At 68.4% G+C, this 23,900-nt stretch carries 22 protein-coding genes and 5 pseudogenes; 13 read left to right on the top strand and 14 right to left on the bottom strand.

Annotated elements, in window-relative coordinates:
- Nucleotides 1-29 precede the first annotated feature (29 nt).
- Nucleotides 30-2,288: a cation-translocating P-type ATPase gene (locus tag QFZ67_RS25505; RefSeq protein WP_307663397.1), complete on the top strand. Its 2,259-nt coding sequence runs from the start codon at nt 30-32 to the stop codon at nt 2,286-2,288.
- Nucleotides 2,289-2,693: 405 nt separating this feature from the next.
- Here the strand turns inward: QFZ67_RS25505 and QFZ67_RS25500 are convergent, their stop codons facing one another.
- From QFZ67_RS25500 to QFZ67_RS25490, 3 genes are all read right to left on the bottom strand, one after another.
- Nucleotides 2,694-3,983 (bottom strand): citrate synthase, encoded by a 1,290-nt coding sequence (locus QFZ67_RS25500; RefSeq protein ID WP_307663396.1) that lies wholly within the window; start codon nt 3,981-3,983, stop codon nt 2,694-2,696.
- A gap of 229 nt (nt 3,984-4,212) precedes the next feature.
- Entirely contained in the window at nt 4,213-6,420 is a 2,208-nt protein-coding gene (locus QFZ67_RS25495) for an ATP-dependent RecD-like DNA helicase (protein WP_307663395.1), read from the bottom strand.
- A 333-nt stretch (nt 6,421-6,753) separates the two neighbouring features.
- Complete coding sequence (locus QFZ67_RS25490; RefSeq protein ID WP_307663394.1) at nt 6,754-6,963, bottom strand: hypothetical protein; 210 nt, start codon at nt 6,961-6,963, stop codon at nt 6,754-6,756.
- Between the two features lie 232 nt (nt 6,964-7,195).
- Between QFZ67_RS25490 and QFZ67_RS25485 the strand changes: the two genes are divergently transcribed.
- The 6 genes from QFZ67_RS25485 (at nt 7,196) to QFZ67_RS25460 (ending at nt 11,133) form a co-directional block, all read left to right on the top strand.
- Nucleotides 7,196-7,330, top strand: coding sequence for a DUF397 domain-containing protein (locus tag QFZ67_RS25485; protein ID WP_307663393.1), 135 nt, complete (start codon nt 7,196-7,198; stop codon nt 7,328-7,330).
- A gap of 85 nt (nt 7,331-7,415) precedes the next feature.
- Nucleotides 7,416-7,907 (top strand): SseB family protein, encoded by a 492-nt coding sequence (locus QFZ67_RS25480; RefSeq protein WP_307663392.1) that lies wholly within the window; start codon nt 7,416-7,418, stop codon nt 7,905-7,907.
- Nucleotides 7,904-8,551 (top strand): hypothetical protein, encoded by a 648-nt coding sequence (locus tag QFZ67_RS25475; RefSeq protein ID WP_307663391.1) that lies wholly within the window; start codon nt 7,904-7,906, stop codon nt 8,549-8,551. The genes QFZ67_RS25480 and QFZ67_RS25475 overlap by 4 nt, the downstream gene beginning before the upstream one ends.
- On the top strand, nt 8,551-10,227 hold the full coding sequence (locus tag QFZ67_RS25470) for a putative T7SS-secreted protein (RefSeq protein ID WP_307663390.1): 1,677 nt from the start codon (nt 8,551-8,553) through the stop codon (nt 10,225-10,227). The genes QFZ67_RS25475 and QFZ67_RS25470 overlap by 1 nt, the downstream gene beginning before the upstream one ends.
- Before the next feature lie 31 nt (nt 10,228-10,258).
- The gene (locus QFZ67_RS25465; RefSeq protein ID WP_307663389.1) at nt 10,259-10,678 is read left to right on the top strand and encodes a DUF4279 domain-containing protein; all 420 of its coding nucleotides are present in this window, start codon (nt 10,259-10,261) and stop codon (nt 10,676-10,678) included.
- 5 nt (nt 10,679-10,683) lie between these two features.
- Complete coding sequence (locus QFZ67_RS25460) at nt 10,684-11,133, top strand: DUF4279 domain-containing protein (RefSeq protein ID WP_307663388.1); 450 nt, start codon at nt 10,684-10,686, stop codon at nt 11,131-11,133.
- Between the two features lie 201 nt (nt 11,134-11,334).
- Here QFZ67_RS25460 and QFZ67_RS25455 read toward each other — a convergent pair.
- A pseudogene (locus QFZ67_RS25455) lies at nt 11,335-11,787 on the bottom strand (sugar phosphate isomerase/epimerase family protein); the annotation flags it as partial.
- Between QFZ67_RS25455 and QFZ67_RS25450 the strand changes: the two are divergent.
- Complete coding sequence (locus tag QFZ67_RS25450; protein ID WP_307665959.1) at nt 11,732-12,277, top strand: DUF937 domain-containing protein; 546 nt, start codon at nt 11,732-11,734, stop codon at nt 12,275-12,277. The pseudogene QFZ67_RS25455 and the gene QFZ67_RS25450 sit on opposite strands and share 56 nt — an antisense overlap.
- 130 nt (nt 12,278-12,407) lie before the next feature.
- On the opposite strand, the pseudogene QFZ67_RS25445 reads toward QFZ67_RS25450, so the two are convergent.
- From QFZ67_RS25445 to QFZ67_RS25425, 5 genes and pseudogenes are all read right to left on the bottom strand, one after another.
- Nucleotides 12,408-12,700, bottom strand: a pseudogene (locus QFZ67_RS25445) (ATP-dependent RecD-like DNA helicase); the annotation flags it as partial.
- Between the two features lie 64 nt (nt 12,701-12,764).
- Nucleotides 12,765-13,145, bottom strand: a pseudogene (locus QFZ67_RS25440) (hypothetical protein).
- Nucleotides 13,142-13,396: a hypothetical protein gene (locus QFZ67_RS25435; RefSeq protein WP_307665958.1), complete on the bottom strand. Its 255-nt coding sequence runs from the start codon at nt 13,394-13,396 to the stop codon at nt 13,142-13,144. The pseudogene QFZ67_RS25440 and the gene QFZ67_RS25435 overlap by 4 nt, the downstream one beginning before the upstream one ends.
- Before the next feature lie 65 nt (nt 13,397-13,461).
- Entirely contained in the window at nt 13,462-13,788 is a 327-nt protein-coding gene (locus QFZ67_RS25430; RefSeq protein ID WP_307663387.1) for a hypothetical protein, read from the bottom strand.
- Complete coding sequence (locus QFZ67_RS25425; protein WP_307663386.1) at nt 13,785-14,066, bottom strand: hypothetical protein; 282 nt, start codon at nt 14,064-14,066, stop codon at nt 13,785-13,787. The genes QFZ67_RS25430 and QFZ67_RS25425 overlap by 4 nt, the downstream gene beginning before the upstream one ends.
- Nucleotides 14,067-14,193: 127 nt before the next feature.
- Between QFZ67_RS25425 and QFZ67_RS25420 the strand changes: the two genes are divergently transcribed.
- The 3 genes and pseudogenes from QFZ67_RS25420 to QFZ67_RS39155 all read left to right on the top strand — a co-directional run.
- Complete coding sequence (locus QFZ67_RS25420) at nt 14,194-15,015, top strand: helix-turn-helix transcriptional regulator (protein WP_307663385.1); 822 nt, start codon at nt 14,194-14,196, stop codon at nt 15,013-15,015.
- On the top strand, nt 15,002-15,226 hold the full coding sequence (locus QFZ67_RS25415; protein ID WP_307663384.1) for a DUF397 domain-containing protein: 225 nt from the start codon (nt 15,002-15,004) through the stop codon (nt 15,224-15,226). Before QFZ67_RS25420 ends, QFZ67_RS25415 begins: the two co-directional genes overlap by 14 nt.
- Nucleotides 15,174-15,305, top strand: a pseudogene (locus QFZ67_RS39155) (hypothetical protein); the annotation flags it as partial. The gene QFZ67_RS25415 and the pseudogene QFZ67_RS39155, both read left to right, overlap by 53 nt.
- A gap of 18 nt (nt 15,306-15,323) precedes the next feature.
- Here the strand turns inward: QFZ67_RS39155 and QFZ67_RS25410 are convergent.
- A pseudogene (locus QFZ67_RS25410) lies at nt 15,324-15,413 on the bottom strand (DUF993 family protein); the annotation flags it as partial.
- 77 nt (nt 15,414-15,490) lie between these two features.
- On the opposite strand from QFZ67_RS25410, the gene QFZ67_RS25405 reads away from it, so the two are divergent.
- Nucleotides 15,491-17,194, top strand: coding sequence for a serine/threonine-protein kinase (locus QFZ67_RS25405; protein WP_307663383.1), 1,704 nt, complete (start codon nt 15,491-15,493; stop codon nt 17,192-17,194).
- 112 nt (nt 17,195-17,306) lie between these two features.
- Here QFZ67_RS25405 and QFZ67_RS25400 read toward each other — a convergent pair whose 3' ends face one another.
- From QFZ67_RS25400 to QFZ67_RS25390, 3 genes are read right to left on the bottom strand one after another with little or no spacing between them, the layout of a single operon-like run.
- On the bottom strand, nt 17,307-18,107 hold the full coding sequence (locus tag QFZ67_RS25400) for a sugar phosphate isomerase/epimerase (protein WP_307665957.1): 801 nt from the start codon (nt 18,105-18,107) through the stop codon (nt 17,307-17,309).
- 38 nt (nt 18,108-18,145) lie between these two features.
- Nucleotides 18,146-19,288 (bottom strand): dihydrodipicolinate synthase family protein, encoded by a 1,143-nt coding sequence (locus tag QFZ67_RS25395; RefSeq protein WP_373430124.1) that lies wholly within the window; start codon nt 19,286-19,288, stop codon nt 18,146-18,148.
- Nucleotides 19,285-20,436 carry a Gfo/Idh/MocA family protein gene (locus tag QFZ67_RS25390; protein WP_307663382.1) on the bottom strand — a complete coding sequence of 384 codons (1,152 nt, stop codon included), beginning with the start codon at nt 20,434-20,436 and terminating at the stop codon, nt 19,285-19,287. The genes QFZ67_RS25395 and QFZ67_RS25390 overlap by 4 nt, the downstream gene beginning before the upstream one ends.
- Before the next feature lie 156 nt (nt 20,437-20,592).
- Here QFZ67_RS25390 and QFZ67_RS25385 point away from each other — a divergent pair, with 156 nt between their 5' ends.
- The gene (locus QFZ67_RS25385) at nt 20,593-21,657 is read left to right on the top strand and encodes a LacI family DNA-binding transcriptional regulator (protein WP_307663381.1); all 1,065 of its coding nucleotides are present in this window, start codon (nt 20,593-20,595) and stop codon (nt 21,655-21,657) included.
- 116 nt (nt 21,658-21,773) lie between these two features.
- Here the strand turns inward: QFZ67_RS25385 and QFZ67_RS25380 are convergent, their stop codons facing one another.
- Nucleotides 21,774-23,816 (bottom strand): TerD family protein, encoded by a 2,043-nt coding sequence (locus tag QFZ67_RS25380; protein ID WP_307663380.1) that lies wholly within the window; start codon nt 23,814-23,816, stop codon nt 21,774-21,776.
- Nucleotides 23,817-23,900: the final 84 nt, after the last annotated feature.

The raw sequence follows: 23,900 nt of genomic DNA, 5'->3' as shown, positions 1-23,900 counted from the left end.
GCGCCCGTTGTGGAGATGGAGTCCTGAACGTGGAAACCTCCCAGATCGAGCTCACCATCGGCGGGATGACCTGCGCGTCCTGCGCCGCCCGCGTCGAGAAGAAGCTCAACCGCATGGACGGCGTCAGCGCCACGGTCAACTACGCGACCGAGAAGGCGAAGGTCTCCTACCCGCACCGGCTTGAGATCGCCGACCTCATCGCCACCGTCGTCAAGACCGGCTACACGGCCGAGCAGCCCCCGCCGCCCGAGCCCGAGCCGGACCCCGCTCCCGGCGCGACCTCCGACGCGACCTCCGACGCCGCTCCCACGGCCCCCGTGGCACACGTCGACCCGGAGTCCGCCGCCCTCCGCCAGCGCCTCACCGTCTCAGCCCTGCTCGCGATACCCGTCGTCCTCATGGCGATGATCCCCGCCCTCCAGTTCGACAACTGGCAGTGGCTCTCCCTCACCCTCGCCGCCCCCGTCGTCGTCTGGGGCGCGCTCCCCTTCCACCGGGCCGCCTGGACCAATCTCCGGCACGGCGCGGCCACCATGGACACCCTCATCTCCGTCGGCACGCTCGCCGCCTTCGGCTGGTCGCTCTGGGCCCTGTTCCTGGGCCACGCGGGCATGCCCGGCATGCGGCACGGCTTCGACCTCACCGTCTCGCGCACCGACGCCTCCTCGACGATCTATCTCGAAGTCGCCGCGGGCGTCACCACCTTCCTTCTCCTCGGCCGCCATCTGGAGGCCCGCTCCAAGCGGAAGGCGGGGGCGGCCCTGCGCGCCCTGATGGAGCTGGGCGCCAAGGACGTCGCCGTGCTGCGCGACGGTACGGAGGTACGAATTCCGGTCGGCCGGCTCGCGGTCGGTGACCGGTTCGTCGTACGCCCTGGAGAGAAGATCGCCACCGACGGCACGGTCATCGAGGGCGCCTCCGCCGTCGACGCCTCGATGCTGACCGGCGAGTCGGTGCCGCTGGATGTGGCCGCGGACGACCCGGTCACCGGCGGCTGCGTCAACACCGCCGGCCGTCTCGTCGTCGAGGCCACCCGGGTCGGCGCGGACACCCAACTCGCCCGGATCGCCCGGCTGGTCGAGGACGCCCAGAACGGCAAGGCCGATGTGCAGCGCCTCGCCGACCGGATCTCGGCCGTCTTCGTACCCGTCGTCCTGGTGATCGCCCTCGGCACCCTGGCCGGCTGGCTGCTGACCACCTCGGACGCGACCGCGGCCTTCACCGCCGCCGTCGCCGTACTGATCATCGCCTGCCCCTGCGCGCTCGGCCTGGCGACGCCGACCGCCCTCATGGTCGGCACCGGCCGCGGCGCCCAGCTCGGCATCCTCATCAAGGGCCCCGAGGTCCTCGAGTCGACCCGCCGGGTCGACACCGTCGTCCTGGACAAGACGGGGACGGTCACCACGGGCCGGATGAGCCTTCAGGGTGTGTTCGTCTCCGAAACCGCCGATGAGGAGGAACTGCTGCGCTTCGCAGGCGCAATGGAGCACGCGTCGGAGCATCCCATCGCCCGCGCTGTCGCAGCGGGAGCCGAGGAGCGCGTCGGCGCCCTGCCCGTGCCGACGGCTTTCGAGAACGTCCCGGGCCTCGGTGTACGAGGCGTCGTCGACGGACACCAGGTGGTGGTCGGGCGCGCGCAGCTGCTCGAGAACGTCGGGGTGGAGCTGCCCCCCGCGCTGAAGGCCGCTGCGGCGGACGGACGTACCGCCGTCTTCGCCGCCCGGGACGGCAAGGCGCTCGGCGTGCTCACCGTCGCCGACGCGGTCAAGGACACCAGCGCCGAGGCGGTGAAGCTGCTGCGCGGCCTCGGTCTCACCCCGGTGCTGCTGACCGGCGACAGCAAGGCGGTCGCCGATGCGGTCGCTGCCGAGGTCGGCATCGACGAGGTGTACGCCGAGGTCATGCCCGAGGAGAAGGTGGATGTGGTCAGGCGCCTCCAGGCGCAGGGCCGCAGCGTCGCCATGGTGGGTGACGGGGTCAATGACGCGGCCGCCCTGGCCACCGCCGACCTGGGTCTGGCGATGGGCACAGGCACGGACGCGGCCATAGAGGCCGGTGACCTGACGCTCGTACGGGGGGACCTGAGGGCTGCGGCCGACGCGATCCGTCTCGCCCGTCGGACACTGACGTCAATCAAGGGCAATATTTTCTGGGCTTTCGGCTACAACGTCGCCGCACTGCCTCTCGCGGCATCAGGCCTGCTCAACCCCATGATCGCCGGTTTTGCCATGGCCTTTTCGTCCGTATTTGTGGTAGCCAACAGCCTGCGTCTGCGCTCCTTCAGGTGACTACAAGCGGGGCACAAGACCTTCACAAAGAGACCTAGATCACAGATATTTAGGGGTAACCATTCAGGCTCCTCGCGGGTCTAAATTGGCGATGCCGAGAACGTCTTGGGGGACGTTCATGGGATGTCTTGGGGGACGTCCCAGGCAAGCGTTGGCCGGGGCACGTGCCCGGGGAGCTTTGAGCGGCCCTCCCGTGCGTACGTACCCCGGCAGACCGCGTGAGGAGCTTCTGCAGCCAGCAGACGCCCGGCCGGATCCCGTGGGGGGAATCCGCTCCGGGGATATGGGAAGCGCCCCGCCCGCCGACCCGTGGGGGGATCGGCAGCGGGGCGCTTTCCGCTGTCTGTGCCTGCCACAGGACCGGTTGCGAGGCGCGGACGCGCCCTACCTACCGGAGTCCTGGTGTCAGCGGGCCTCGACCGGGACGAAGTCGCGCAGGACCTCACCGGTGTAGATCTGGCGCGGACGGCCGATGCGGGAACCCGGCTCCTTGATCATCTCGTGCCACTGGGCGATCCAGCCGGGCAGCCGGCCGATCGCGAAGAGCACGGTGAACATCTCGGTCGGGAAGCCCATGGCCCGGTAGATCAGGCCCGTGTAGAAGTCCACGTTCGGGTAGAGGTTGCGCGAGACGAAGTAGTCGTCGGAGAGCGCGTGCTCCTCCAGCTTCAGCGCGATGTCGAGCAGCTCGTCGGACTTGCCGAGCGCCGAGAGGACATCGTGCGCCGCAGCCTTGATGATCTTCGCCCGCGGGTCGAAGCTCTTGTAGACCCGGTGGCCGAAGCCCATCAGACGGACGCCGTCCTCCTTGTTCTTCACCTTGCGGATGAAGGAGTCGACGTCGCCGCCGTTGGCCTGGATGCCCTCGAGCATCTCCAGGACCGACTGGTTGGCGCCACCGTGCAGCGGGCCCCACAGTGCGCTGATACCGGCGGAGATCGAAGCGAACATGTTCGCCTGCGAGGAGCCGACCAGACGCACGGTGGAGGTCGAGCAGTTCTGCTCGTGGTCCGCGTGCAGGATCAGCAGCTTGTCGAGCGCGGAGACCACGACCGGGTCCAGGTCGTACTCCTGGGCGGGGACCGAGAAAGTCATCCGCAGGAAGTTCTCCACGTACCCGAGGTCGTTGCGCGGGTAGACGAAGGGGTGGCCGATCGACTTCTTGTACGCATACGCCGCGATCGTCGGCAGCTTGGCCAGCAGCCGGACCGTGGAGAGGTGGCGCTGCTTCTCGTCGAACGGGTTATGGCTGTCCTGGTAGAACGTCGACAGTGCGCTGACCACGGAGGACAGCATCGCCATCGGGTGCGCGTCGCGCGGGAATCCGCCGTAGAACCGCTTGACGTCCTCATGCAGCAGCGTGTGCTGGGTGATCTCACCCCGGAAGCTGGAAAGCTCGTCGACCGTCGGAAGCTCGCCGTTGATCAGCAGGTACGCCACCTCGAGGAAGGTGGAGCGCTCGGCCAGCTGTTCGATGGGGTAACCGCGGTAGCGCAGGATGCCCTTCTCGCCGTCGAGGTAGGTGACCGCGGATTTGTAGGCGGCGGTATTGCCGTATCCACTGTCCAGGGTCACCAGACCGGTCTGGGCTCGGAGCTTCCCGATGTCGAAGCCCTTGTCACCGACGGTGCTGTCGACCACCGGGTAGGTGTATTCACCGTCCGCGTACCGCAGTACTACAGAGTTGTCGCTCACGTCATCCCTCACCGACGTAGTGCCTCTTCTTCGAGGTGCCCTGACTGTCTCTACCATCCCCCATTTGGCTGAGGAGAGTGCACTCGGGGTCGACCATTGGGCCTATCGGCGGCACTCAGTGCCGCCAACCTGCTCATCTTGCCCCGTTCGCCCAGGTTCCGGAAGCCGGGGTGGCGTTTCCCACCCTGCGGGGCCGGGGGGCTTCCCCCGGGCGGCGGAGCCCTCAGTGTCAGCCGCCGGCCAGCCGGTGGTCCACCGCGGTGAAGCGTCTACCCGCGGAAACAGTGCGCACTGCCTGTCCTATCGCCTTACGGGAGCCGACCAGCACGACGAGCTTCTTGGCCCGGGTCACCGCCGTGTAGAGGAGGTTCCGCTGGAGCATCATCCAGGCTCCGGTGGTGACCGGGATCACCACTGCGGGGTATTCGCTGCCCTGCGAGCGGTGGATGGTGACGGCATACGCGTGTGCCAGCTCGTCGAGCTCGTCGAAGTCGTACGGAACCTCCTCGTCCTCGTCCGTCAGCACCGTCAGCCGCTGATCGTCCAGCTGGAGCGAGGTGACCACGCCGACCGTGCCGTTGAAGACGCCGTTCTTGCCTTTCTCGTAATTGTTGCGAATCTGGGTGACCTTGTCGCCGACACGGAAGACCCGGCCGCCGAATCGCTTTTCGGGGAGGTCGGGCCGCGCGGGCGTAATCGCCTGCTGGAGCAGGCCGTTGAGGTTGCCTGCGCCGGCCGGGCCGCGGTGCATGGGCGCGAGCACCTGCACATCGCGCCGCGGGTCCAGGCCGAACTTTGCGGGAATCCGGCGGGCCGCCACGTCCACCGTGAGCTTTCCCGCGTCCTCCGTCTCCTCCTCCACGAAGAGAAAGAAGTCGGAGAGCCCGGAAGTGATGGGCTGCACGCCGGAGTTGATGCGGTGGGCGTTGGTGACGACACCGGACTGCTGAGCCTGCCGGAAGATGCGGGTCAGCCGGACATTCGGCACCGGGCCGCCGTCCGCGAGCAGATCGCGCAGCACCTCGCCGGCGCCGACGCTCGGCAGCTGGTCCACGTCCCCCACCAGCAACAGATGCGCGCCGGGGGCGACCGCCTTGACCAGCTTGTTGGCCAGCAGCAGATCGAGCATGGACGCCTCGTCGACCACCACGAGGTCCGCCTCCAGCGGTCTGTCCCGGTCGTACGCCGCGTCTCCGCCCGGCCTCAGCTCCAGCAGCCGGTGCACCGTGGACGCCTCCGCGCCGGTGAGCTCGGCGAGCCGCTTGGCCGCGCGCCCGGTGGGGGCAGCGAGCACGACCTTCGCCTTCTTGGCGCGGGCCAGCTCCACGATGGAGCGGACCGTGAACGACTTGCCGCAGCCGGGGCCGCCGGTCAGCACGGCGACCTTGCGGGTGAGAGCCAGCTTGACCGCCTGCTCCTGCTCGGGCGCCAACTCCGCGCCCGTACGCTCCGCAAGCCACGCCAGCGCCTTGTCCCAGACGACGTCCTGGAAGGCCGGCATCCGGTCCTGCGCGGTCCGCAGCAGTCTGTTCAGCTGGGCGGCGAGCGAGATTTCGGCGCGGTGGAAGGGCACCAGATAGACGGCGGTCAGGGGGTCTCCACCGTCCGGGGCCGGGACCTGTTCCCGTACGACGCCCTCCTCCTCGCCCGCGAGTTCGGCGAGGCACTCGATGACAAGGCCGGTGTCGACCTGGAGCAGCTTCACCGCGTCCGCGATGAGCCGCTCCTCGGGCAGGAAGCAGTGCCCCTGGTCGCTGGACTGCGACAGGGCGTACTGCAGGCCCGCCTTGACCCGCTCGGGGCTGTCGTGCGGTATGCCGACGGCTTGGGCGATCCTGTCGGCGGTGAGGAAGCCGATGCCCCAGACGTCGGCGGCCAGGCGATACGGCTGGTTCTTCACTACCGAGATCGAGGCGTCGCCGTACTTCTTGTAGATGCGCACCGCGATGGAGGTCGAGACGCCGACGCCCTGGAGGAAGATCATGACCTCCTTGATGGCCTTCTGCTCCTCCCAGGCGACGCCGATCAACTTCGTCCGCTTCGGGCCGAGTCCGGGGACCTCGATGAGCTTCTTCGGCTGCTGCTCGATGATGTCGAGGGTGTCGGTCCCGAAGTGTTCGACGATGCGCTCGGCGATTCTGGGGCCGATGCCCTTGATCAGGCCCGAGCCGAGATAGCGGCGTATGCCCTGGATCGTGGCGGGCAGGACCGTGGTGTAGTTCTCCACCGTGAACTGCTTGCCGTACTGGGCGTGGGAGCCCCAGCGGCCCTCCATACGCAGCGACTCGCCCGGCTGCGCGCCGAGCAGCGAGCCGACCACCGTGAGGAGATCGGCTCCGCCGCGGCCGGTGTCGACGCGGGCGACGGTGTAGCCGGTCTCCTCGTTGGCGTATGTGATCCGCTCGAGGACCCCTTCGACCACTGCGAGATTGGACATGATCCGACGCTACCGCCGGGGTCCGACAGTGCGGGTGGCCTGTGGACAACTCTGCGCTGGGCTGTGCGCCGGGGAGGCCTGTGGCCTGCGGGGTGGACCGGAACGGTCGAGGAGGCCCGGTCCTACGACCGGGCCCCTCCTGTTCCCCTCCGTCAAGGGCTCCCCAGATCCCCCCAGATCCCTCCCCGGGAGCCTTGATGACAGGTACGACCCTCGTCACGCGGAAAGGGTTGCACGGTTGTGGGGAGTTGTTCTCGCCATGTTTTGAAGCACAGTTTCGGTCAGGCCGGATCGGCGCAGCGTCGGCTCGTCGTCCGAAACCGAACCGACCATCTAGAGCCGCGCTCCCCTGCTCTCCGCGACTCGCATCACATCGCGCAGCGACTCGCTCAGCCGACTCGCGAGGTAGTGCAGTCCACCGCTCGACACCCGGCAGTCGGCCAGCAGACCCGTGGCGTGGCCGAGCAAGCCGCGCGCCATGCCGAACTGGATGCTCTCGACGTCGTCCGCCAAACCGCGATACGTCGCCGGTGCCGTCGCCAAGGGCGTAGCTCGGCTTGCCACTTGGCCCCGCCCACGGCAGCGGCCGAGCGCTGGGCCGCTCATGCCGTTCGCCGTTCACGCGGGCACCTCGACTACGTGGATCAGACGGGGACCGGCATCCACTCCGTGCGCGGCGAGCAATAGCGCTCTCCGCCACGCGCGGTCCCCGACTGTCCACGCTCATCGGGTGGTTCAAGTCCGGCTACAGCCGGAGGCGGGCAGGGAGTGCGCCTTGAAGTCGCCCGCGGCCACGCCGTCGTTCCCCGTGCGGGACAACAAGAACGTGACCGGGCCCGCCGTGGTGTTCTCGGCGGGCGGCTTGCTCGCATTCGTGGCCGCCGCCAGGACCGGCAAACTGCACGTCTGAGTGAGCGGGCATGCTGACGACGATTGCGCCTGGTGCCCCACGCCCTCGTTGCTCGCAGGAACGGTCGCATGGCAGCATTCGGCGCGTGACTGACAACGGGGATGACATACCGAAGCCTCTCCGGGTTTCGAGATTGGTCGAGTTGGCCGAAGCGTCGGTGTCGGAAAGACCGCCCGCACCTCGGAAGGCTCCGCCGACTGCCGCACCGATCGACGAACTCGGCCTTGCCCGCAAGCGGTTTGGGCAATTGCTCGATGAATTCCGGAGTACTGCCGTTCTCGTGCCGCTCGACGCCCACGGGAGTCTGTGGACGGCCGACCAGAACGGTGTGCGGTGGATCTGTGTGTTCTCCGACGAAAACTCACTGTCCCGGTTCGCGCAGGCACAGGGCGACGTCGAGCGCGAGTGGACGTACCGGACGATTCTGGGCGCGCGGCTGTTGGATGTGATGGTGCCGATGCTTCGAGTCCCGGCGGGTGTGGCGCTGGATGCGGGCAGTGAGGACGGCATGCTGTTCCCGCCGGTCGAAGGCATCGTGCCCCGTGCGGCGGCAGTGGATATTGGGGGGACGCAGTGAGCGGGAACGAGCCTTACCTCGCGGCGCCGACGTGGGCGCTGGTGGAGATCGCGAACGGCATCAATCTGGCGCATGCGGAGTTGAAGGAACTCGGCATGATCGGTGAGGCCTCGGTCGGGCGGGGGTTCTCCGATCTTGCCCTGTCGGGGATGGAGTTGGGACACAGCGGACTGACCGGCGAGTTCGAAACATTCTGCAACCGGTGGGAATGGGGCGTCCGGGCGCTCACCCTGCGCGGGAACAGTTTTGCCCAGGGCGTTGGCCTGTCGGCGGGTTCGTTCGCGGAGCAGGAACAGTACGTCAAGGACTCGTTCAAGATCGGCGTGAATTCCCTCAACGGTAACCCGCACCTCTCAGAGGACGAGGTCAAGCAGATGAGTTGGGAAACGATCCGCAACCAGCACGCGTGGGACAACGCGGACTGGAGCGGCGAGTCGTTCTCTCAGGCGCACGCAGAGGTGAAGCAGACCTGGCAGAACACGGCCTACGACGTGGAGGACGCGCTCCTCGACTCGATGGAGCGCTCCGGAGCGATTGACCCCAAGCTGCGGGATGCCCTGGACGAGCAGCTCAAAGAGACGCTTGATCCGGACCAGGCGACGATCGACCAGGCCGAGCAGCCGCGCTGGGGTGAGAGCCGCTGATGGCGGATTTCGGAGTCATCGGCGACCTCGCTGGTAAGGCCACCGACAAGGTCGTCGACGGGATCGACAAAGGAATCGACCAGGGCAAGGAGCTCGTCGGCGAGGGCGTCGACTGGGCGACCGACAAGGCCGGCGACGGCCTGCGGCACTACGGCCACGACGGCGTCGCGGAGGCCGTCGAGGACTGGGGCGACGAGACCGCGTCCTCGCTCGGTGCGGAGGTGGGTGAGCAGCAGCTGGGCCAGACCGAGGAGGCCAACGAGCTGATCCACGGCAAGCCGGACAAGATCGCCTCCACTGTGAAGAATCTGCGGGACTTCCAGAAGGCGTTCGACCTCGTCGGCGGCGGTATGAAGAAGCTCGACTCCAGCAATTGGAAGGGTGAGGCCGCGAACGCCTTCCGGGAGAAGTTCGAGACGCTGCCCACGGACTGGCTGCGCGCTGCCGACGCGTTCGAGGAGGCGGCCAAGGCGCTGGAGACGTACTCCAAGGCGATCACCAGCGCGCAGGGAAAGGCGCGTGAGGCCATCGCGCTCTACAAGGAGGGCGACAAGGACACCGAGACGGCCAAGGCCGAGTACAAGAAGAAGGCCGACGCCTACGACGCCGCCCGCAACAGCGACACCCCGCTGCCGCACCCCGGCAACCCCTCCGATCCGGGCAAGTCCAAGCGAGCCCGCGCGCAGGAGATCCTGGCCGACGCCCGGCGCGCCCGCAACGAGGCCGCGGAGACCGCGAAGGGCGCGGTCACGGCGGCGATGGCGCACGCGCCGAAGGAACCCACCGGCCGCGATAAGGCCAGGCTCGAGATCATGGACTGGGGGTTGGGCCAGAGCATCGAGCTCGCCCACTTCGGCGGCGGCGTCATCAAGGGCACTGCCGGCTTGGTCAACTTCGTCCGCTCGGTCAACCCGATCGACGCGTACAACCTGACCCACCCGGCCGAGTACTACAAGGGCGTCAACATGACGCTCGCCGGCCTCGCCTCCACCGCGGCGAATCCGGACCGGGCGCTGAAGAACGCCTGGGAAGCCCTCAAAAGCGACCCGGGGGAGTTCTGGGGGCGCGTCGTGCCGGAGATCCTGGGCACGAAGGGTGCGGGCGTCATACGAGGCGGCCTGCGCGCCGGCATGCGGCCTGGCATCGGAGGAAAACTCGACCATCGAGCACTTGACAATCTCACGAGCCGAGGGTCAGGCGGCGAACTTCCCTCGTTCGAGGACGTAAAGAGAGCTGTCGTCGAGAGTAATCCGGAGATCGTGTCACGCAAATGGCCCGACGACGACGGGCGCTACTACGCGAGCCGGGTCTTGAAGGGAGGCCGCCCGGACGGTGAGACGGTGCTGGCAGGGCACGGCTATTTCGAGGCCGGCGCCGGAGAGGTGATCGTTCCTCCAGGCACTAACATATCCTTCTATGTTCCACATGGCGACCGAATCCCTGGCCTCAACGGTGTTGCAGTGGAAGGAGGATCCTACCCCGGAGGAGCCGTTGAGACTTTTGGCCCCGGAGATCGAATACCCAATTACACCCTTGCACCTCCCGAACCAAAGGGACCTGGAGGCTTCACTGTATACGAGAATTCAACAACGGTAGCGCAGCGGAAAACGCTCATCGACCTCCTGAAAGAGGACATGGGAAACATTCACTGGGCCGCCTGCCGAGAATTCAAGTGACAGAGGCCCTGATCGAGATTGGCGGAAATCAGTGAACAATGATCACCAGCAAGGTGGGGCTTGGGTCCTGACCGATGTGACTCTCATCATCAAGGGGTCCGAGCTTGACCCGGATGAAGTAACCAAGGAACTGGATATCCAGCCGACAGCAGTTCGCCCCCCGGGGCCGGATCGCTGGGGCCCTCCGGGTGAAGTCGATGGGCAATGGAGACTCCAGTGCAACGAGCACTCCACGAGAATCCTCTCACAACAGCTCGACACAATTCTGACAGCAGCAGAATCTCGATCCAATACTTTGAAGGCATTCCTTTTGGAAGACTTCAAGGTGACGCTAACTATCGGGGGATACGCGGATAGCGATTCGCAGATTATCCTCTCCCCAGCAGAGCTGAGCCGCGTGGCCCGCCTCGGCATCCCTCTCATCCTCACCCCCAGCCTCAGCGAACGGTGACGACCATGTCAAAAGAATCAGAGAACCCCTGCGTCTCGGCTGAGTGGAAATCCCTCAACACTTCTTTGGCCATCACAAGGGACAAGTTGGATGCATCCGCTATCGACCAAGCATTGGGGCTCAGTCGGCTTCCGGGAGTCCAGAGCGGGGCAACCGTCCACTCGGGCCCAGGATGGTGGGCGTTTACATTCGATGCACGCTGTTCTCCCGACCTGGACGATCAGGTCTCGGCCCTAGTCTCACAAATCACCCCCCACCTGGACCAGTTGAAGGATTTGATCGACGCCGGACACTTTATCCAAGTGGCCATTGCAGGAACCGTTGAAGTAGGTGACCAATTGGTTCTTTCGCCACAATCTGCCGGTCGTCTGGCAACACTCGGCCTCCCGGTTTCATTCACGACGCTCACGCAGGAAAACAGACCAGCGGATGACCCCCTGAGCTGGCTCGACTGAACTAACTCCTTGCCGCGAGCAGATCACGCCGAATGCTCGTCCCCGCACCTGTTCAAACAGGCCGGGGCCGCACCCGCCTACTCCTCTGGCAGGCGTCCGTTTCACAGGGTCAGTGCTGCACAAGGGCGCGCGACTTGTGTCCCCGGCCCCGGGTGCGCGGCACCAAGACCGCCCCGGCAAGCCACTCAGGAACGCCTCCGCCACGAACCTCCCCGCCGTCTCCTTCAGCACCTCCACCCCGTCCCGCGCCCACAGCTCCTCGTTGAACAGCTCCACCTCGATCGGCCCGGCCCAGCCAGTCGCCTCCACCCGCTCCCGCCACTCGCGCATGTCGATCGCGCCGTACGGCCTGGGCCCCCGCCCGTGCCACCGCCGCTGGGGTCGTGTCGTCCCACCCGATGTGGTACGTGTCCACGACCACACCCACCTGCGAGGCGGGAAGCGTTCCGCCAGCTGCAGAGCCTGGATCAGGGTCGAGACGACGCAGCGGTCGGCCGCGTACATCGGGTGCAGCGGCTCGATCGCCAGCCGTACGCCCCGCTCCCCCGCGTACCGGTCCCGGCTGCCGGCCGGAAGGCCGCCGGAGGAGAGGACCAGCGTGTCCGTGCCCAGGGCCGCCGCCTCGTCGACCGCCGCGCGGTTGTCGTCCAGCGCCCCTCACGCGTGGGATGTCCTGACCGAGCTCGGCGACGACAAGCTCCAGGAGATCGCCGGGCTGCTCGGAACGGACGCGGCCGGCGCGCAGAGCGTCGTGGAGTCGACGGTCTCGGCCATGTCGGGCGGCCTGCAGGAGAAGGCGGCCGCGCCGGAGGAGGCGGAGGAGGTACGCCATGCCGTCGCGGAGGTCTCGGCCGCGTCCTCGGAGCCACCGCTGGAGGGCGCGGCCACACTGGGCGGCAGGCTCGGCGGGCTTATATCCGGGGTGCTCGGCAAGATGAGCAGACCGGTGGCCGAAGCGGTCTCGAAGAAGACGGGCATCCCTGCGAAGTCGGTGACCCGTGCGATCGAGGTGCTGATCCCGGTGGTGCTAGCGGTCCTGACGAAGCGCGGCAAAGGGCAAGGCCGGGGCGCCGAGGGCAGCTCAGGGCGAGGGCGGGTTGGGCGACCTGTTGGGCACATCCTGGGCGGCGGCGCGAAGAAGTAGGTGCGGGGCGGCAGTTCCCCCCACGGGGCGGTTGTTCCCCCACCCCGCCCGTTCCCGAAACTTGGCGCTGCACCCCCAGAACCCCTGAGGAGGAGCGCGCGGGGGCTGCCCCCCTCAGAGCGGCGCCCCTCGGGCCGATGCCCTTGATCAGGCCCGAGCCGAGATAGCGGCGTATGCCCTGGATCGTGGCCGGGAGGACCGTCGTGTAGTTCTCCACCGTGAGCTGCTTGCCGTACTGGGGGTGGGAGCCCCAGTGGCCCTCCATGCGCAGCGACTCGCTCAGCTGCGCACCGAGCAGCGAGCCGACCACCGTGAGGTGGTCACTGCCGCGTCCGGTATCGACCGCGCGACCGTGTAGCCGTTCTCCTCATTGGCGCATGTGATCCGCTCGAGGACTCCTTCGAGCACGGCGGGTTGGCACACGACCGGATTGGACTGACCCGACGTTATCGGCGGGGTCGGACAGTGTGGGGGGCCTGTGGACAACTCAGGGATTGAGATCCAGCACCCGGACCGGCTCGCCGTCCCATCGCTTCGGCTCCGTGGTGGCGACGATCGCACCGTCGGGCCGGTCAGGGGTGGGCTGTGCCGCGTACTGACTGTGGGCTGCCGCCCACGTCTCTCGGCGTGCCATGAACAGGGCAGCGGGCAGGTCCAGATCGAGAACCGTAATTGCGGGCAGAGCGGCGAGAGGCTCGGCTGTTCCCGGTCTTGCCCGGTCGGCCTCCACCAGCGCGCACGTGGGCGCGTACAGGAACCAGCCCGGCTCGGCATGGGCTCAGTGGATGAGACGGGAGGCGAGGACGTTGCCCTGGCCGGCCGCCGCCATGGCGGTGTCGTCCAGGACGATGTGCGTGGCGTCGGTCACGGGTGCTTCACCTGAGCCAGACGCCGGTCCAGTTCGCTGTCCAGGTCGCGTTGCTCGGTCGCCGTCGGGGCGTAGCCGTTCCACTCGTTGAACGCGGCAAGCGCCTTCTCGGCCCGCTCGGCGCGCTCGGCCGGAGTGAGCAGCGTCTCGGCCAAGCGAGCCAGGTAGGCCCGCAGCGACAGACCCTCGGCGGCCGCTATGGCGGCGAGGCGGTCCTTGGCCTCAGGAATACGGACGTTGGCATCGGGCATCATCGTGCTCCTTCCCACCCACCCTTCCAGGGTATGCGTACGGGTACGCACCCATACCCTGCGGTTCAGTCGGATGGATCGGCATGGGCAGACACCTCCTCCGCCGCCGGCGCCCGGGCGCCCCGGCTCTCGGCGACCCGTTTGACGTCCCGCAGGGACTCACTCAGGCACCTGGCGAGGTAGCGCAGTTCCCCGGTGGTCACGCGGCGTTCCGCCAGCAGGTCGTCGGCGTGCGCCAGAAGGTCGCCTGCCATACCGAGCTGGACACTCTCGATGGCATCCGCAACCCGGGACACCGGGCCGGTGCCGTCACCCAGCACGTAGCACGACTTCCCCTCCGCCCCGGTCCACGGCAGGAGCCGCGGCACAGCCCCGTACGGCGGGGCACTCATCGACCCACCTGCACGCCATGGATCGGCCGGGGCCCGATGTCCACCCCGTGCACGGCGAGCCACAACGCGCGCCGCATGGCCTGCTGTTGCCTCTCGTGCGCGACGAGGTAGGGGCGGACGAGGGGGCTGTCCTCGCCTCTGGGCGGGCGTTCGCCGGTGCAGCGATAGGTGTGGCCGGCGACGTACTCGCACGAGTACGGATACGGGGGTGGCGACGGCGGGCGCCCCTCGAGGCATCGCAGCAGCAGCGCGACAAGGCGATCGGCGAGTCGAGTCATGGGAATGCCTCCGGATCAGCGCGACTGCGTTCTGTCGCGAACTGCTCACAGAGTGGGGCCGCCGCTGGCTACGCTGCCAGTACCGGAGGCTTGACAGCACACCCGTCAGGTTGGGGAGTTGTTCACATTGGAGAAGAGTCGTCAGCCGCGAACGCCGCGCGAGAAGTACGGCGAGGAGCTGAGACTGCGGCGGATCGCGACGGGCCTGACCCAGGAGGGGCTGGGCGAGCAGGTCGTCTGCTCGCCCACACTCAGCCACTTCGAGGCTGGGCGGCGGCTGCCCAAACCGGATGACGCCCAGCGCATCGACCGCGCCCTGGGCACGGACGGGTTCTTCGCCCGCTGGCTTGAGGACCTGGAGACGAAGTACGCCGACCACTTCGCGGCGGTGGAGGAACTGGAACAACAAGCCACGCTGATCCAGCAGTTCGCGCTGTCTTTGGTCCCCGGTCTGCTCCAGACGGACGGCTACGCACGTGCACTGTTCCGTGCCTACCGGCCCAACCATCGGGCGGAGGAACTTGACAGAGCCGTTGTCATTCGAACAGAGCGTGCCCGGATTCTCGACGACGTGTTGAACCCTGTTCTGTGGACCGTGCTGGACGAGGCGGTGCTCCGACGCCAGGTCGGCGGGCCGCGGGTCATGACAGAACAGCTGCGCAAGATCGCGGACATGGCGGAGGCGGGGCGGGTGAGGCTGCATGTGCTGCCGTTCGGGGCGGGTGCGCATGCGCTGCAGGAGAGCCTCCTCACCCTGCTGAGCTTCAAGGACTCGGCGCCAGTGGCGTACGCCGAAGGGCTATTCACCGGGCACTTGATGGACGATCCGGCTCTGGTGAACGCCAGTCAGACCGCCTACGCTCTTGCGCTGAGCGATGCGATGTCGCAAAAGGAGTCACTGGCCCTTGTCCGGGCCGCAGCGGAGGAACACGACCATGGTCAGCAGTGAGCACACCGTCTCTGACTCGTCCACCCTCACCGGGTGGTTCAAGTCCAGCTACAGCGGCGGCGGCCAGGGCGAGTGCCTGGAGGTCGCGCGTGGCTACGCGGGCGTGCCGGTGCGGGACAGCAAGGCGATGAACGGGCCTGCGCTGGTGTTCTCGGCGGATGGGTGGGCGGTGTTCATCGCAGCCGTGGGGAGCGGCGAGCTGCCCGAATGACACTGGTATGCAGTGCGCGGGGTCCGTTCGAGGCGCAGTGCTCGATGAAGCCGATCTCTCCGGTGCGATGCTGGTGGAGACGGTGCTCTCCGGCGCCAAGCTGTACAACACCCTTTTTACAGAAGCGCGTCGGTGCCCGGAACAGGTGGCGCGAGAGATCGACCGTCGGGTCGAGGAGTTCACGGAACCATCCGCGGCGGTGCCTCGCGTCACCGCCCGTGACCGGAGTGGAATTGGCGCTGCCATCCGCGATAGACAAGAAGCATGAGTAACTATGGGGGATCCCCTCACGGGAACGGTGAGCCGACGAGCTTCACACTGCGGCCGCCTCAGCCCGACGCACCCCACCCCCACCCCGCCCCCGCGCCGCACCGCCTGCCACAGCAAGGCGCTCCACAGGCCGGCGCGCCGTACGCCGCGCCGACGCAACAGGCAGCGCAGCCGCAGGCGGACGCTGCGGACCCCGGTGCGGGGCGGCTGATCGCCGGACGATACCGGCTGCTGGCCAAGCTGGGCCACGGCGGCATGGGAACCGTGTGGCGAGCCGAGGACGCGACGGTCGGCCGCGAGGTAGCCGTCAAGGAGCCCCGGGTCCCCGACCACCTTCCCGGGCGCGAACGTGCCAACGCCTTCGAGCGGATGCGCCGCGAGGCCCGGGCCGCAGCGCGGCTCGACCACCCCGCGGTGGTCAACGTGCACGACGTGGCTGTCGAGGACGGTCAGCCCTGGATCGTGATGGAGCTGCTGCAGGGCCACTCGCTCGGAGCTGTCCTTCAGGAGGGCACGCTGGGCACGCGCGAGGCCGCTCGAATCGGCCTGCAGGTGCTCGGCGCCCTGGAGGCTGCCCATCAGGCCGGCATCCTGCATCGCGACGTCAAGCCTGACAACGTCCTGCTCGGGCGTCACGACCGCGTGGTCCTCGCCGACTTCGGCATCGCCCAGATCGAGGGCGAGACCAGTCTGACCGACACCGGCGGTTTCATCGGATCACCGGAGTTCATCGCGCCGGAGCGGGTACTGGGCCAGCGCCCCGGACCGGCCAGCGATCTCTGGTCGCTCGGCGTGCTGCTGTACGCGGCGACGGAGGGCGTTTCCCCCTTCCGGCGGGGCAACACCCCTGCCACCCTGCAATCCGTTCTCAACACCACCCCGGCTGCGCCGGGGGCCACCCAAGGCCCGCTCGCGCAGGCCATCAACGGCCTGCTCCTCAAGGACCCGTCCCAGCGGTTGTCCGCGGACCGAGTTCGCCGGCTTCTGGAGGAGGCCGCCGCGCCCCCGCCGCCTGCGCCGACGGTGGTGCACTCCCCGTCGTCGGGCGAACGTGGCAGCCAGGGCGTGATCCTGAGCCGGAAGACGCTGCTCGGCGCGGGCGGCGCGGTGGTCGCCGCGTTCGTCGCCATGGCCCTCGTCCTGACCAACCCGTTCGCCGGGGACACCGATCAGGGCGACAAGTGGAAGCAGAAGACGGAGAAGCAGCTCGGCGCGACGCTGTCGGTGCCCGACCCCTACAAGCGGTTGCATCCGACGGAGTCCAACGGCAACGAGGACTGGATCCGGTACGAGGACCCGAGCGGCGCCCTCTGGATCCGGCTGGATCTGACCCGCAAGGACGACGAACTGAACAAGATCGCCGGCACCGCAGCTGCTGAGGCATACGACGACGCCGAGACGTTCCGCGAGAGCGGCAGCACCAAACTCGACATCGGCTCCGACTCCGAGCTGAAGATGCAGACGAAATCGGACATCGCATACAAGGGGCAGAAGGCCGCCACGAACTCGGGCACCTTCATCGACACCTTGGACAGCGCCAACCCCACCCCGCGCGAGTTCCGCATCTTCTACTACAAGACCAAGTCCGGCGACATGTACAGGCTGACGGTGATATACCCGGGCAAGGGTGATCTGACGGAGCGGGGCCGCGAGGTCGCCGAGCGGACCATCCAGGAGCTGGACATCACCAAGCTCTAGGACGTGGGCCACGGTCGGCAGCGGGGTGCTCCAATATGCCGACCGGCCGGTCCCCGAAGTGGTTTCCTCGGCGGATAACTGGTCGGCGTTCGCCGCCAGGGCAGCGGTTGTCTCATCGGAACACGCAGTCCAGGTACCGCCCCGCCGTCTCCTCCAGCACCTCCTCCCCGTCCCGCGCCCACAGCCCCTCGTTGAACAGCTCCACCTCGATCGCGCCCCCGTACCCCGCCGCCTCCACCCGTTCCCTCCACTCGCGCATGTCGATCGCACCGTCCCCGAGCTGGCCCCGCCCGTTCAGCACTCCCGTCGGCAACGGCGTTGTCCAGTCCGCCAGTTGGAACACGTGGATACGGCCCGACACGCCCGCCCTCGCCACCGCGGCCGGCGCCGCCTCGTCCCACCAGATGTGGTACGTGTCCACCACCACGCCGACCTGCGCCGCCGGGAAGCGTTCGGCGAGGTCGAGCGCCTGCGTCAGCGTCGACACCACGCACCGGTCCGCCGCGTACATCGGGTGGAGCGGCTCGATCGCCAGCCGTACGCCCCGTTCTCCCGCGTAGGGAGCCAGTACCGACAGCGCGTCCGCGATGCGCTCCCGCGCGCCCGGCAGGTCGCGGCTGCCCGCAGGGAGGCCGCCCGAGACCAGGACCAGGGTGTCCGTACCGAGCGCCGCCGCCTCGTCGATCGCCGTGCGGTTGTCGGCCAGGGCGCGGGCCCGCTCCGCCGGGTCGATCGCGGTGAAGAAGCCACCGCGGCACAGACTGGTGACCGCAAGCCCCGCGTCGTGTACGAGCTTCGCCGCCGCATCGACTCCGTACGCCCGGACCGGTTCGCGCCACAGGCCCACCCCCGGGATGCCCAGTCGTACGCATGCCTCGGTGAGTTCGGGGAGGGTGAGCTGCTTCACCGTCATCTGGTTGATGCTGAAGCGGGTCAGGTCGGCTGAAGCGGTCACTGTGCGACTCCGTACATCGTCAGCAAGGACTTCATACGCGTCTCGGCCATGCCCGGGTCGGGGAACAGGCCGAGGCCGTCGGCCAGTTCGTACGCCCGGCACAAGTGCGGCAGCGAGCGGGCCGACTGCAGGCCGCCCACCATCGTGAAGTGCGACTGGTGCCCGGCCAGCCAGGCGAGCAGCACGACGCCCGTCTTGTAGAAGCGGGTCGGCGTCTCGAACAGATGGCGGGACAGCTCGACCGTCGGGTCGAGCAGTTTGCGGAACCCTGCGACATCGCCGGTGTCGAGGATCCGTACCGCCTGAGCGGCCAGCGGGCCGAGCGGGTCGAAGATCCCGAGCAGCGCGTGGCTGAAGCCCCGCTCGTCGCCCGCGATCAGTTCCGGGTAGTTGAAGTCGTCGCCGGTGTAGCAGCGGACGCCCTGAGGGAGGCGGCGGCGCAGGTCGATCTCGCTCTGCGCGTCCAGCAGCGAGATCTTGATGCCGTCGACCTTGTCGGGGTGGGCGGCGACGACGTCGAGCAGGACCGACGTGGCCGCGTCGAGATCGGCAAAACCCCAGTAACCCTCCAGCGCCGGGTCGAACATCGGGCCCAGCCAGTGCAGGATCACCGGTTCGCTCGCCTGCCGCAGGAGGTGGGAGTAGACGGAGAGGTAGTCGTCGGGCGTCCGGGCCGCCGAGGCCAGTGCGCGCGACGCCATCAGGATCGCCTGCGCGCCGGTGTCCTCGACGAGCGCCAGTTGTTCCTCGTACGCCGCGCGCACTTGCGTCAGCGAACCGCCGCCGGAGCCGAGTTGGTCCGTGCCCACCCCGCACGCGATCCGGCCGCCCACCGCCTTCGCCTCGGCCGCCGAGCGCCGGATCAGCTCCGCCGCGCCCGCCCAGTCCAGACCCATCCCGCGCTGCGCCGTATCCATCGCCTCCGCGACGCCGAGGCCGTGCGACCACAGATGGCGGCGGAAGGCGAGCGTGGCGTCCCAGTCGACGGCTGCGGGCGAGTCGGGGCTCGCGTCGGCGTACGGGTCGGCCACGACATGCGCCGCGGAGAAGACCGTACGAGAGGCAAGTGCGGCCGCACGGGCGAACACGGCCGGTTCGGTGCGGGGTTCGTACACCCCGTGCGGGAGCCTGATCGTCACAGCGAAAGCTCCGGCACCTCGAGGCGCCGGCCCTCGGCCGAGGACTTCAGGCCCAGCTCGGCGAGCTGCACGCCGCGCGCGCCCGCCAGCAGGTCCCAGTGGTACGGCTCGCCGAGCGCGACATGGCGCAGGAACAGCTCCCACTGCGCCTTGAAGCCGTTCTCGAACTCCCCGTTGTCCGGCACCTCCTGCCACTGGTCGCGGAAGGACTCGGTGGCGGGCAGATCCGGGTTCCACACCGGCTTGGGGGTGGCGGAGCGGTGCTGGGCGCGGCAGCGGCGCAGGCCCGCGACCGCCGAGCCGTGGGTGCCGTCGACCTGGAATTCCACGAGTTCGTCGCGCATCACCCGTACCGCCCACGAGGAGTTGATCTGGGCGACGGCGCCGCCTTCCAGCTGGAAGATGCCGTACGCGGCGTCCTCGGCGGTCGCGGCGTACGGCTTGCCGCGCTCGTCCCAGCGCTGCGGGATGTGCGTGGCGGCCTGCGCGGTGACGGACGTGACCCGGCCGAACAGCTCGTGCAGTACGTACTCCCAGTGCGGGAACATGTCGACGACGATGCCGCCGCCGTCCTCGGCGCGGTAGTTCCAGCTCGGGCGCTGTGCCTCCTGCCAGTGGCCCTCGAAGACCCAGTAGCCGAACTCCCCGCGCACGGACAGGATCTGGCCGAAGAAGCCGCCGACGACGAGGCGCTTCAGCTTCAGCATGCCCGGCAGGAAGATCTTGTCCTGGACGACTCCGTGCTTGATGCCGGCGGACTCGGCGAGGCGGGCGAGCTCCAGCGCGCCGGCGAGGTCGGTCGCGGTCGGCTTCTCGGTGTAGACGTGCTTGCCCGCGGCGATGGCCTGCTTGATCGCGTCGACGCGGGCGGAGGTGACCTGCGCGTCGAAGTAGACGTCGATGCTGTCGTCGGCGAGCACGGCGTCGAGGTCGGTGGAGATGTGCGCGAGGCCGTGCCGCTCCGCGATCTCGCGCAGCGCGTGCTCACGGCGGCCGACGAGGACGGGCTCGGGCCACAGGACCTCGCCGCCCCCGAGGTCGAGGCCGCCCTGTTCGCGGATCGCGAGGAGGGAGCGCACCAGGTGCTGGCGGTACCCCATCCGCCCCGTGACGCCGTTCATGGCGATCCGCACTGTCCTGCGTGTCACGAAGGGGCCTCCATGTGCCCTCGATGCTTCTTGTTCCCTCATCACGGCCGTGTTCCCTCGATACGGCAGTAGCAAGCGCTTTCTACACGGTATGACGCTAGCCTGCCGACAGTGGCCCGGACAAGGGCTCTGTTCCATCTCCCGTGGAGGAAAGCGATGACAGTCACCCTGGCGGATGTGGCGGCGCGCGCCCGGGTGTCCCCGGCCACCGTCTCCCGTGTACTCAACGGCAACTACCCGGTCGCGGCGTCGACGCGGGATCGGGTGCTGAGGGCGGTCGATGAGCTCGACTACGTACTGAACGGGCCCGCGAGCTCACTCGCCGCGGCCACCTCCGACCTGGTCGGCATCCTCGTCAACGACATCGCCGACCCCTTCTTCGGGATCATGGCCGGGGCGGCGCAGACGGAGATCGGCGGACAGGAGGGCTCGGGGCGGGCGGGCGGCGAGAAGCTGGCCGTCGTCTGCAACACCGGAGGCTCGCCGGAACGCGAACTCACCTATCTCACCCTGCTCCAGCGGCAGCGGGCCGCGGCCGTCGTCCTGACCGGCGGTGCACTGGAGGACCCGGACCATATCGCCGCGATGACCGCCAAGCTGGCGAGGCTCGCGGACGCGGGGACGCGGGTGGTGCTGTGCGGCCGGCCCCCGCTGCCGGGCAGCGAGGCGATCGTCGCGGCGCTCGCCTTCGACAACCGGGGCGGCGGGCGGCGGCTCACCGAGCATCTGCTGGCGCTCGGACACCGCCGGATCGGTTACGTCGCGGGCCCGCCGGAGCGCACGACGACCCGGCACCGGCTGGAGGGCCACCGGGCTGCGCTGGCCGCGGCGGGGATCGACGAGGACCAGTCACACGTGACCGTGCACGGCCCTTACGCGCGCCGCTCCGGCTACGACGCGACGCTGGAACTCCTGCGACGCGACCCGGACTTGACGGCGATCGTGGCCGCGAACGACACGGTCGCTCTGGGCGCGTGCGCGGCCCTGCGCGACCAGGGGCTGCGCATCCCCGAGGACATCTCGGTGGCGGGCTTCGACGACCTCCCCTTCTCGGTGGACGCGGTCCCGGCGCTGACGACGGTCCGGCTTCCGCTGTACGAGGCGGGCGCACGGGCGGGCCGCCTGGCGATGGGCAACGAGGCCCCGCCGCCCGGGGGGATCGCGACGATCGCCGCGGAGCTGATGGCACGGGCGTCGACGGCGCCGCCGCGGAAGGGATGAGGGGGCGACTCCGGCACGAGGGCGCCGCACTGCCCCCGCCGGTGAGGCCGCGGGACTGTCAGCCGTACTGCGCCGCCGTGGCGGCGCAGTACGGCTGACAGTCCCGCAACTCAGGATCAGCCGACGGCGGCTGGTTCCGTGGATTGCGATCGGCTGACCGGGCGTCGTTCGAAGGGGCCCAGCTGAGCGACCACGCCTGCGTAGAACCGGTCCACAGCCTCGTCGACGCTGCGGATGAATCCGGATTCCGCGCTGCCGCGAGTGGCGCCCATGCCCTTGAACAACGACAGCCGGAAACCGGTCATCCGGGCGCCGTCCTTGGGAAGGATGTCGGCCGGTTCGGGCCGTAGCCGTTCCAGGGTGCCGCGTGGGCCGTTGCCGCCCTCGACGAGGGTCTCGACGTGGAGGTCCGCAGGCGCCTCGGCCAGCAGCCGGATCAGGCGCTTGGCCGAGGTGAGGGGGTAACTCCCTTCCGGGGCCTGGATTTCGATGGACGTGCGCAGCTTGCCGGTCCGCAGATCGGCCACGATCGCCAGAACACCGGGCGTGCCGTCGATGCGCAACTCGGCGGTCAGTCGGCCTTCCTCGCACAGCCGGTCGGCGAGTGCGGCCCGCCGGGAATGCGGATCGGTGCCGCGCTTGGCACGCTGTACCGGCAGGGCCTTCTGGCCGAGTTCGCCGCCCAGCCGCAGACAGACCTGACGGATGAGCTGCTCCCAGCTCTCGACGACCTCGACGGCGCGCCGGTCCCCCTGGCAGAGAGTCTCCGTGTCGATACCGTTTCGTACGGGCACCCAGGCCGGACCCATGTTCTGAAATCCGTGGCAGCCGGAATTCTCGTGCTGAAGGTAGTGCAGCAGTTCCTGCAGGAGCCACGCATGGGCGGCGTTGCCGACGCCCTCGTGGCGGATCAGCATCTGTGCCTGGTGGGCCACTTCGGCCCAGGACAAGTGCCACAGCGCGACCTTGTGCTTACGCCGTCCGTCGATCCTGACGTCCACCAGCGGACTGCCTTCCAGAGCCACGTCGTTTGAGAGCGTGATGACGGCCTCGTAGCCGCGGCGGGCGCCGATGTCCATGTAGTTCTGTACCTGATCCGGCTTGAGCGGGTTTCCATTGGTCTTCGTCTCGAGCAGAGCGGTCCAGAGCTTGCCCGCCCTTTCCACGCGGATCACACCGTCCGGGCGCTTGGGGTTTTCTCCGTGCGGCAGCGTGACCTCGGTGAAGGTCTGCATACGGCCCGCCGGTGCGCCGAAAGCAGCGATGAGCCGGCGCCCGAACTCCGGTACTTCGGCCATCACCGAGAGCAGAACGGAAGTTGCCCGTAGCTCACGCTCCTTGTCGCTCTTGAGCGACGGCGCGGGGAAGAGACGTGCAGGTTTCCAGGAATCGTTCTCGGCGAGGGACTTCTTGGCCACCTTGGGAAGCGTGACCTTCTTCTTGGCGGTACGAGGGCCACGGGCGCGCGTCGGCGTCTGCTTCACATCGGCAGGCTGCGCTTCGCGTACTGCCTGTGCGGGGAACGCCACCGGCGGTTCGGCGGCCGGAGCCCGTGGCTCTTCGGCCTTCAGCACCGGCTCCACCTCGGCTGGTTCTGCGGCATCGTCATCGCTCGCGTCATCGATGTCGATACCGAAGTCCGTGGCCAGACCCGCCAGGCCGGTCTCGTAGCCCTGACCGATCGCCCGGAACTTCCACTCCTCGCCCCGCCTGTAGAGCTCACCGAAGATGAATGCGCTCTCGACGCCGGCGTCGGCGATGGAGAATCCGAGCAGAGCCTCGCCGCTGCGATCGGCGAGCGTCACCCGCAGGTCGTCCAGTTCACCGAAGCAGGAACCGCCGTACTGACTGGCCGCAACAACAATGCGTTCGACATTCGGGGGCACTGCGGTCAGATCGAGGCTGATGCGGTCTTCGCTGCCACTGTCGGTCGGTGTCTTGCCCAACAGCTGCACGCTGCCGTCGGCTGCCGCGGGGTTGTTGTAGAAGAAGAAATCGGCGTCGCTGCGCACCTTGCCGTTGTCGTCCAACAGCAATACGGACACATCCGCGTCCCCGTCTCCCGCCGCGCTGCTCCAGCGCAGACTCACGATCACCGAACCGGTGTCATCGCTCAGGGTTGTCAGGCCGACATTGGAGCCCTTGGGCATTTCGAGCATGCAGTCCCCCAGACGTGCGGCCGCCTCAGGGCAGGCCCAAGCAGCCACAACATGTCGATCTGTGACGTAGTGCGCACGTGGTGC

It is taken from the genome of Streptomyces sp. V1I1, assembly GCF_030817355.1.
Classification (GTDB): Bacteria; Actinomycetota; Actinomycetes; order Streptomycetales; family Streptomycetaceae; genus Streptomyces.
This window is presented reverse-complemented; position numbering and strand designations above follow the sequence as displayed.

Excerpts from the sequence above, each read along its gene's own strand:
- QFZ67_RS25380 (WP_307663380.1), bottom strand. The coding sequence starts at position 23,816 with ATGCTCGAAATGCCCAAGGGCTCCAATGTCGGCCTGACAACCCTGAGC.
- QFZ67_RS25470 (WP_307663390.1), top strand. The coding sequence starts at position 8,551 with ATGGCGGATTTCGGAGTCATCGGCGACCTCGCTGGTAAGGCCACCGAC.
- QFZ67_RS25460 (WP_307663388.1), top strand. The coding sequence starts at position 10,684 with ATGTCAAAAGAATCAGAGAACCCCTGCGTCTCGGCTGAGTGGAAATCC.
- QFZ67_RS25495 (WP_307663395.1), bottom strand. The coding sequence starts at position 6,420 with ATGTCCAATCTCGCAGTGGTCGAAGGGGTCCTCGAGCGGATCACATAC.
- QFZ67_RS25425 (WP_307663386.1), bottom strand. The coding sequence starts at position 14,066 with ATGACTCGACTCGCCGATCGCCTTGTCGCGCTGCTGCTGCGATGCCTC.
- QFZ67_RS25405 (WP_307663383.1), top strand. The coding sequence starts at position 15,491 with ATGAGTAACTATGGGGGATCCCCTCACGGGAACGGTGAGCCGACGAGC.
- QFZ67_RS25385 (WP_307663381.1), top strand. The coding sequence starts at position 20,593 with ATGACAGTCACCCTGGCGGATGTGGCGGCGCGCGCCCGGGTGTCCCCG.
- QFZ67_RS25435 (WP_307665958.1), bottom strand. The coding sequence starts at position 13,396 with ATGCCCGATGCCAACGTCCGTATTCCTGAGGCCAAGGACCGCCTCGCC.
- QFZ67_RS25415 (WP_307663384.1), top strand. The coding sequence starts at position 15,002 with ATGGTCAGCAGTGAGCACACCGTCTCTGACTCGTCCACCCTCACCGGG.
- QFZ67_RS25430 (WP_307663387.1), bottom strand. The coding sequence starts at position 13,788 with ATGAGTGCCCCGCCGTACGGGGCTGTGCCGCGGCTCCTGCCGTGGACC.
- QFZ67_RS25400 (WP_307665957.1), bottom strand. The coding sequence starts at position 18,107 with ATGACGGTGAAGCAGCTCACCCTCCCCGAACTCACCGAGGCATGCGTA.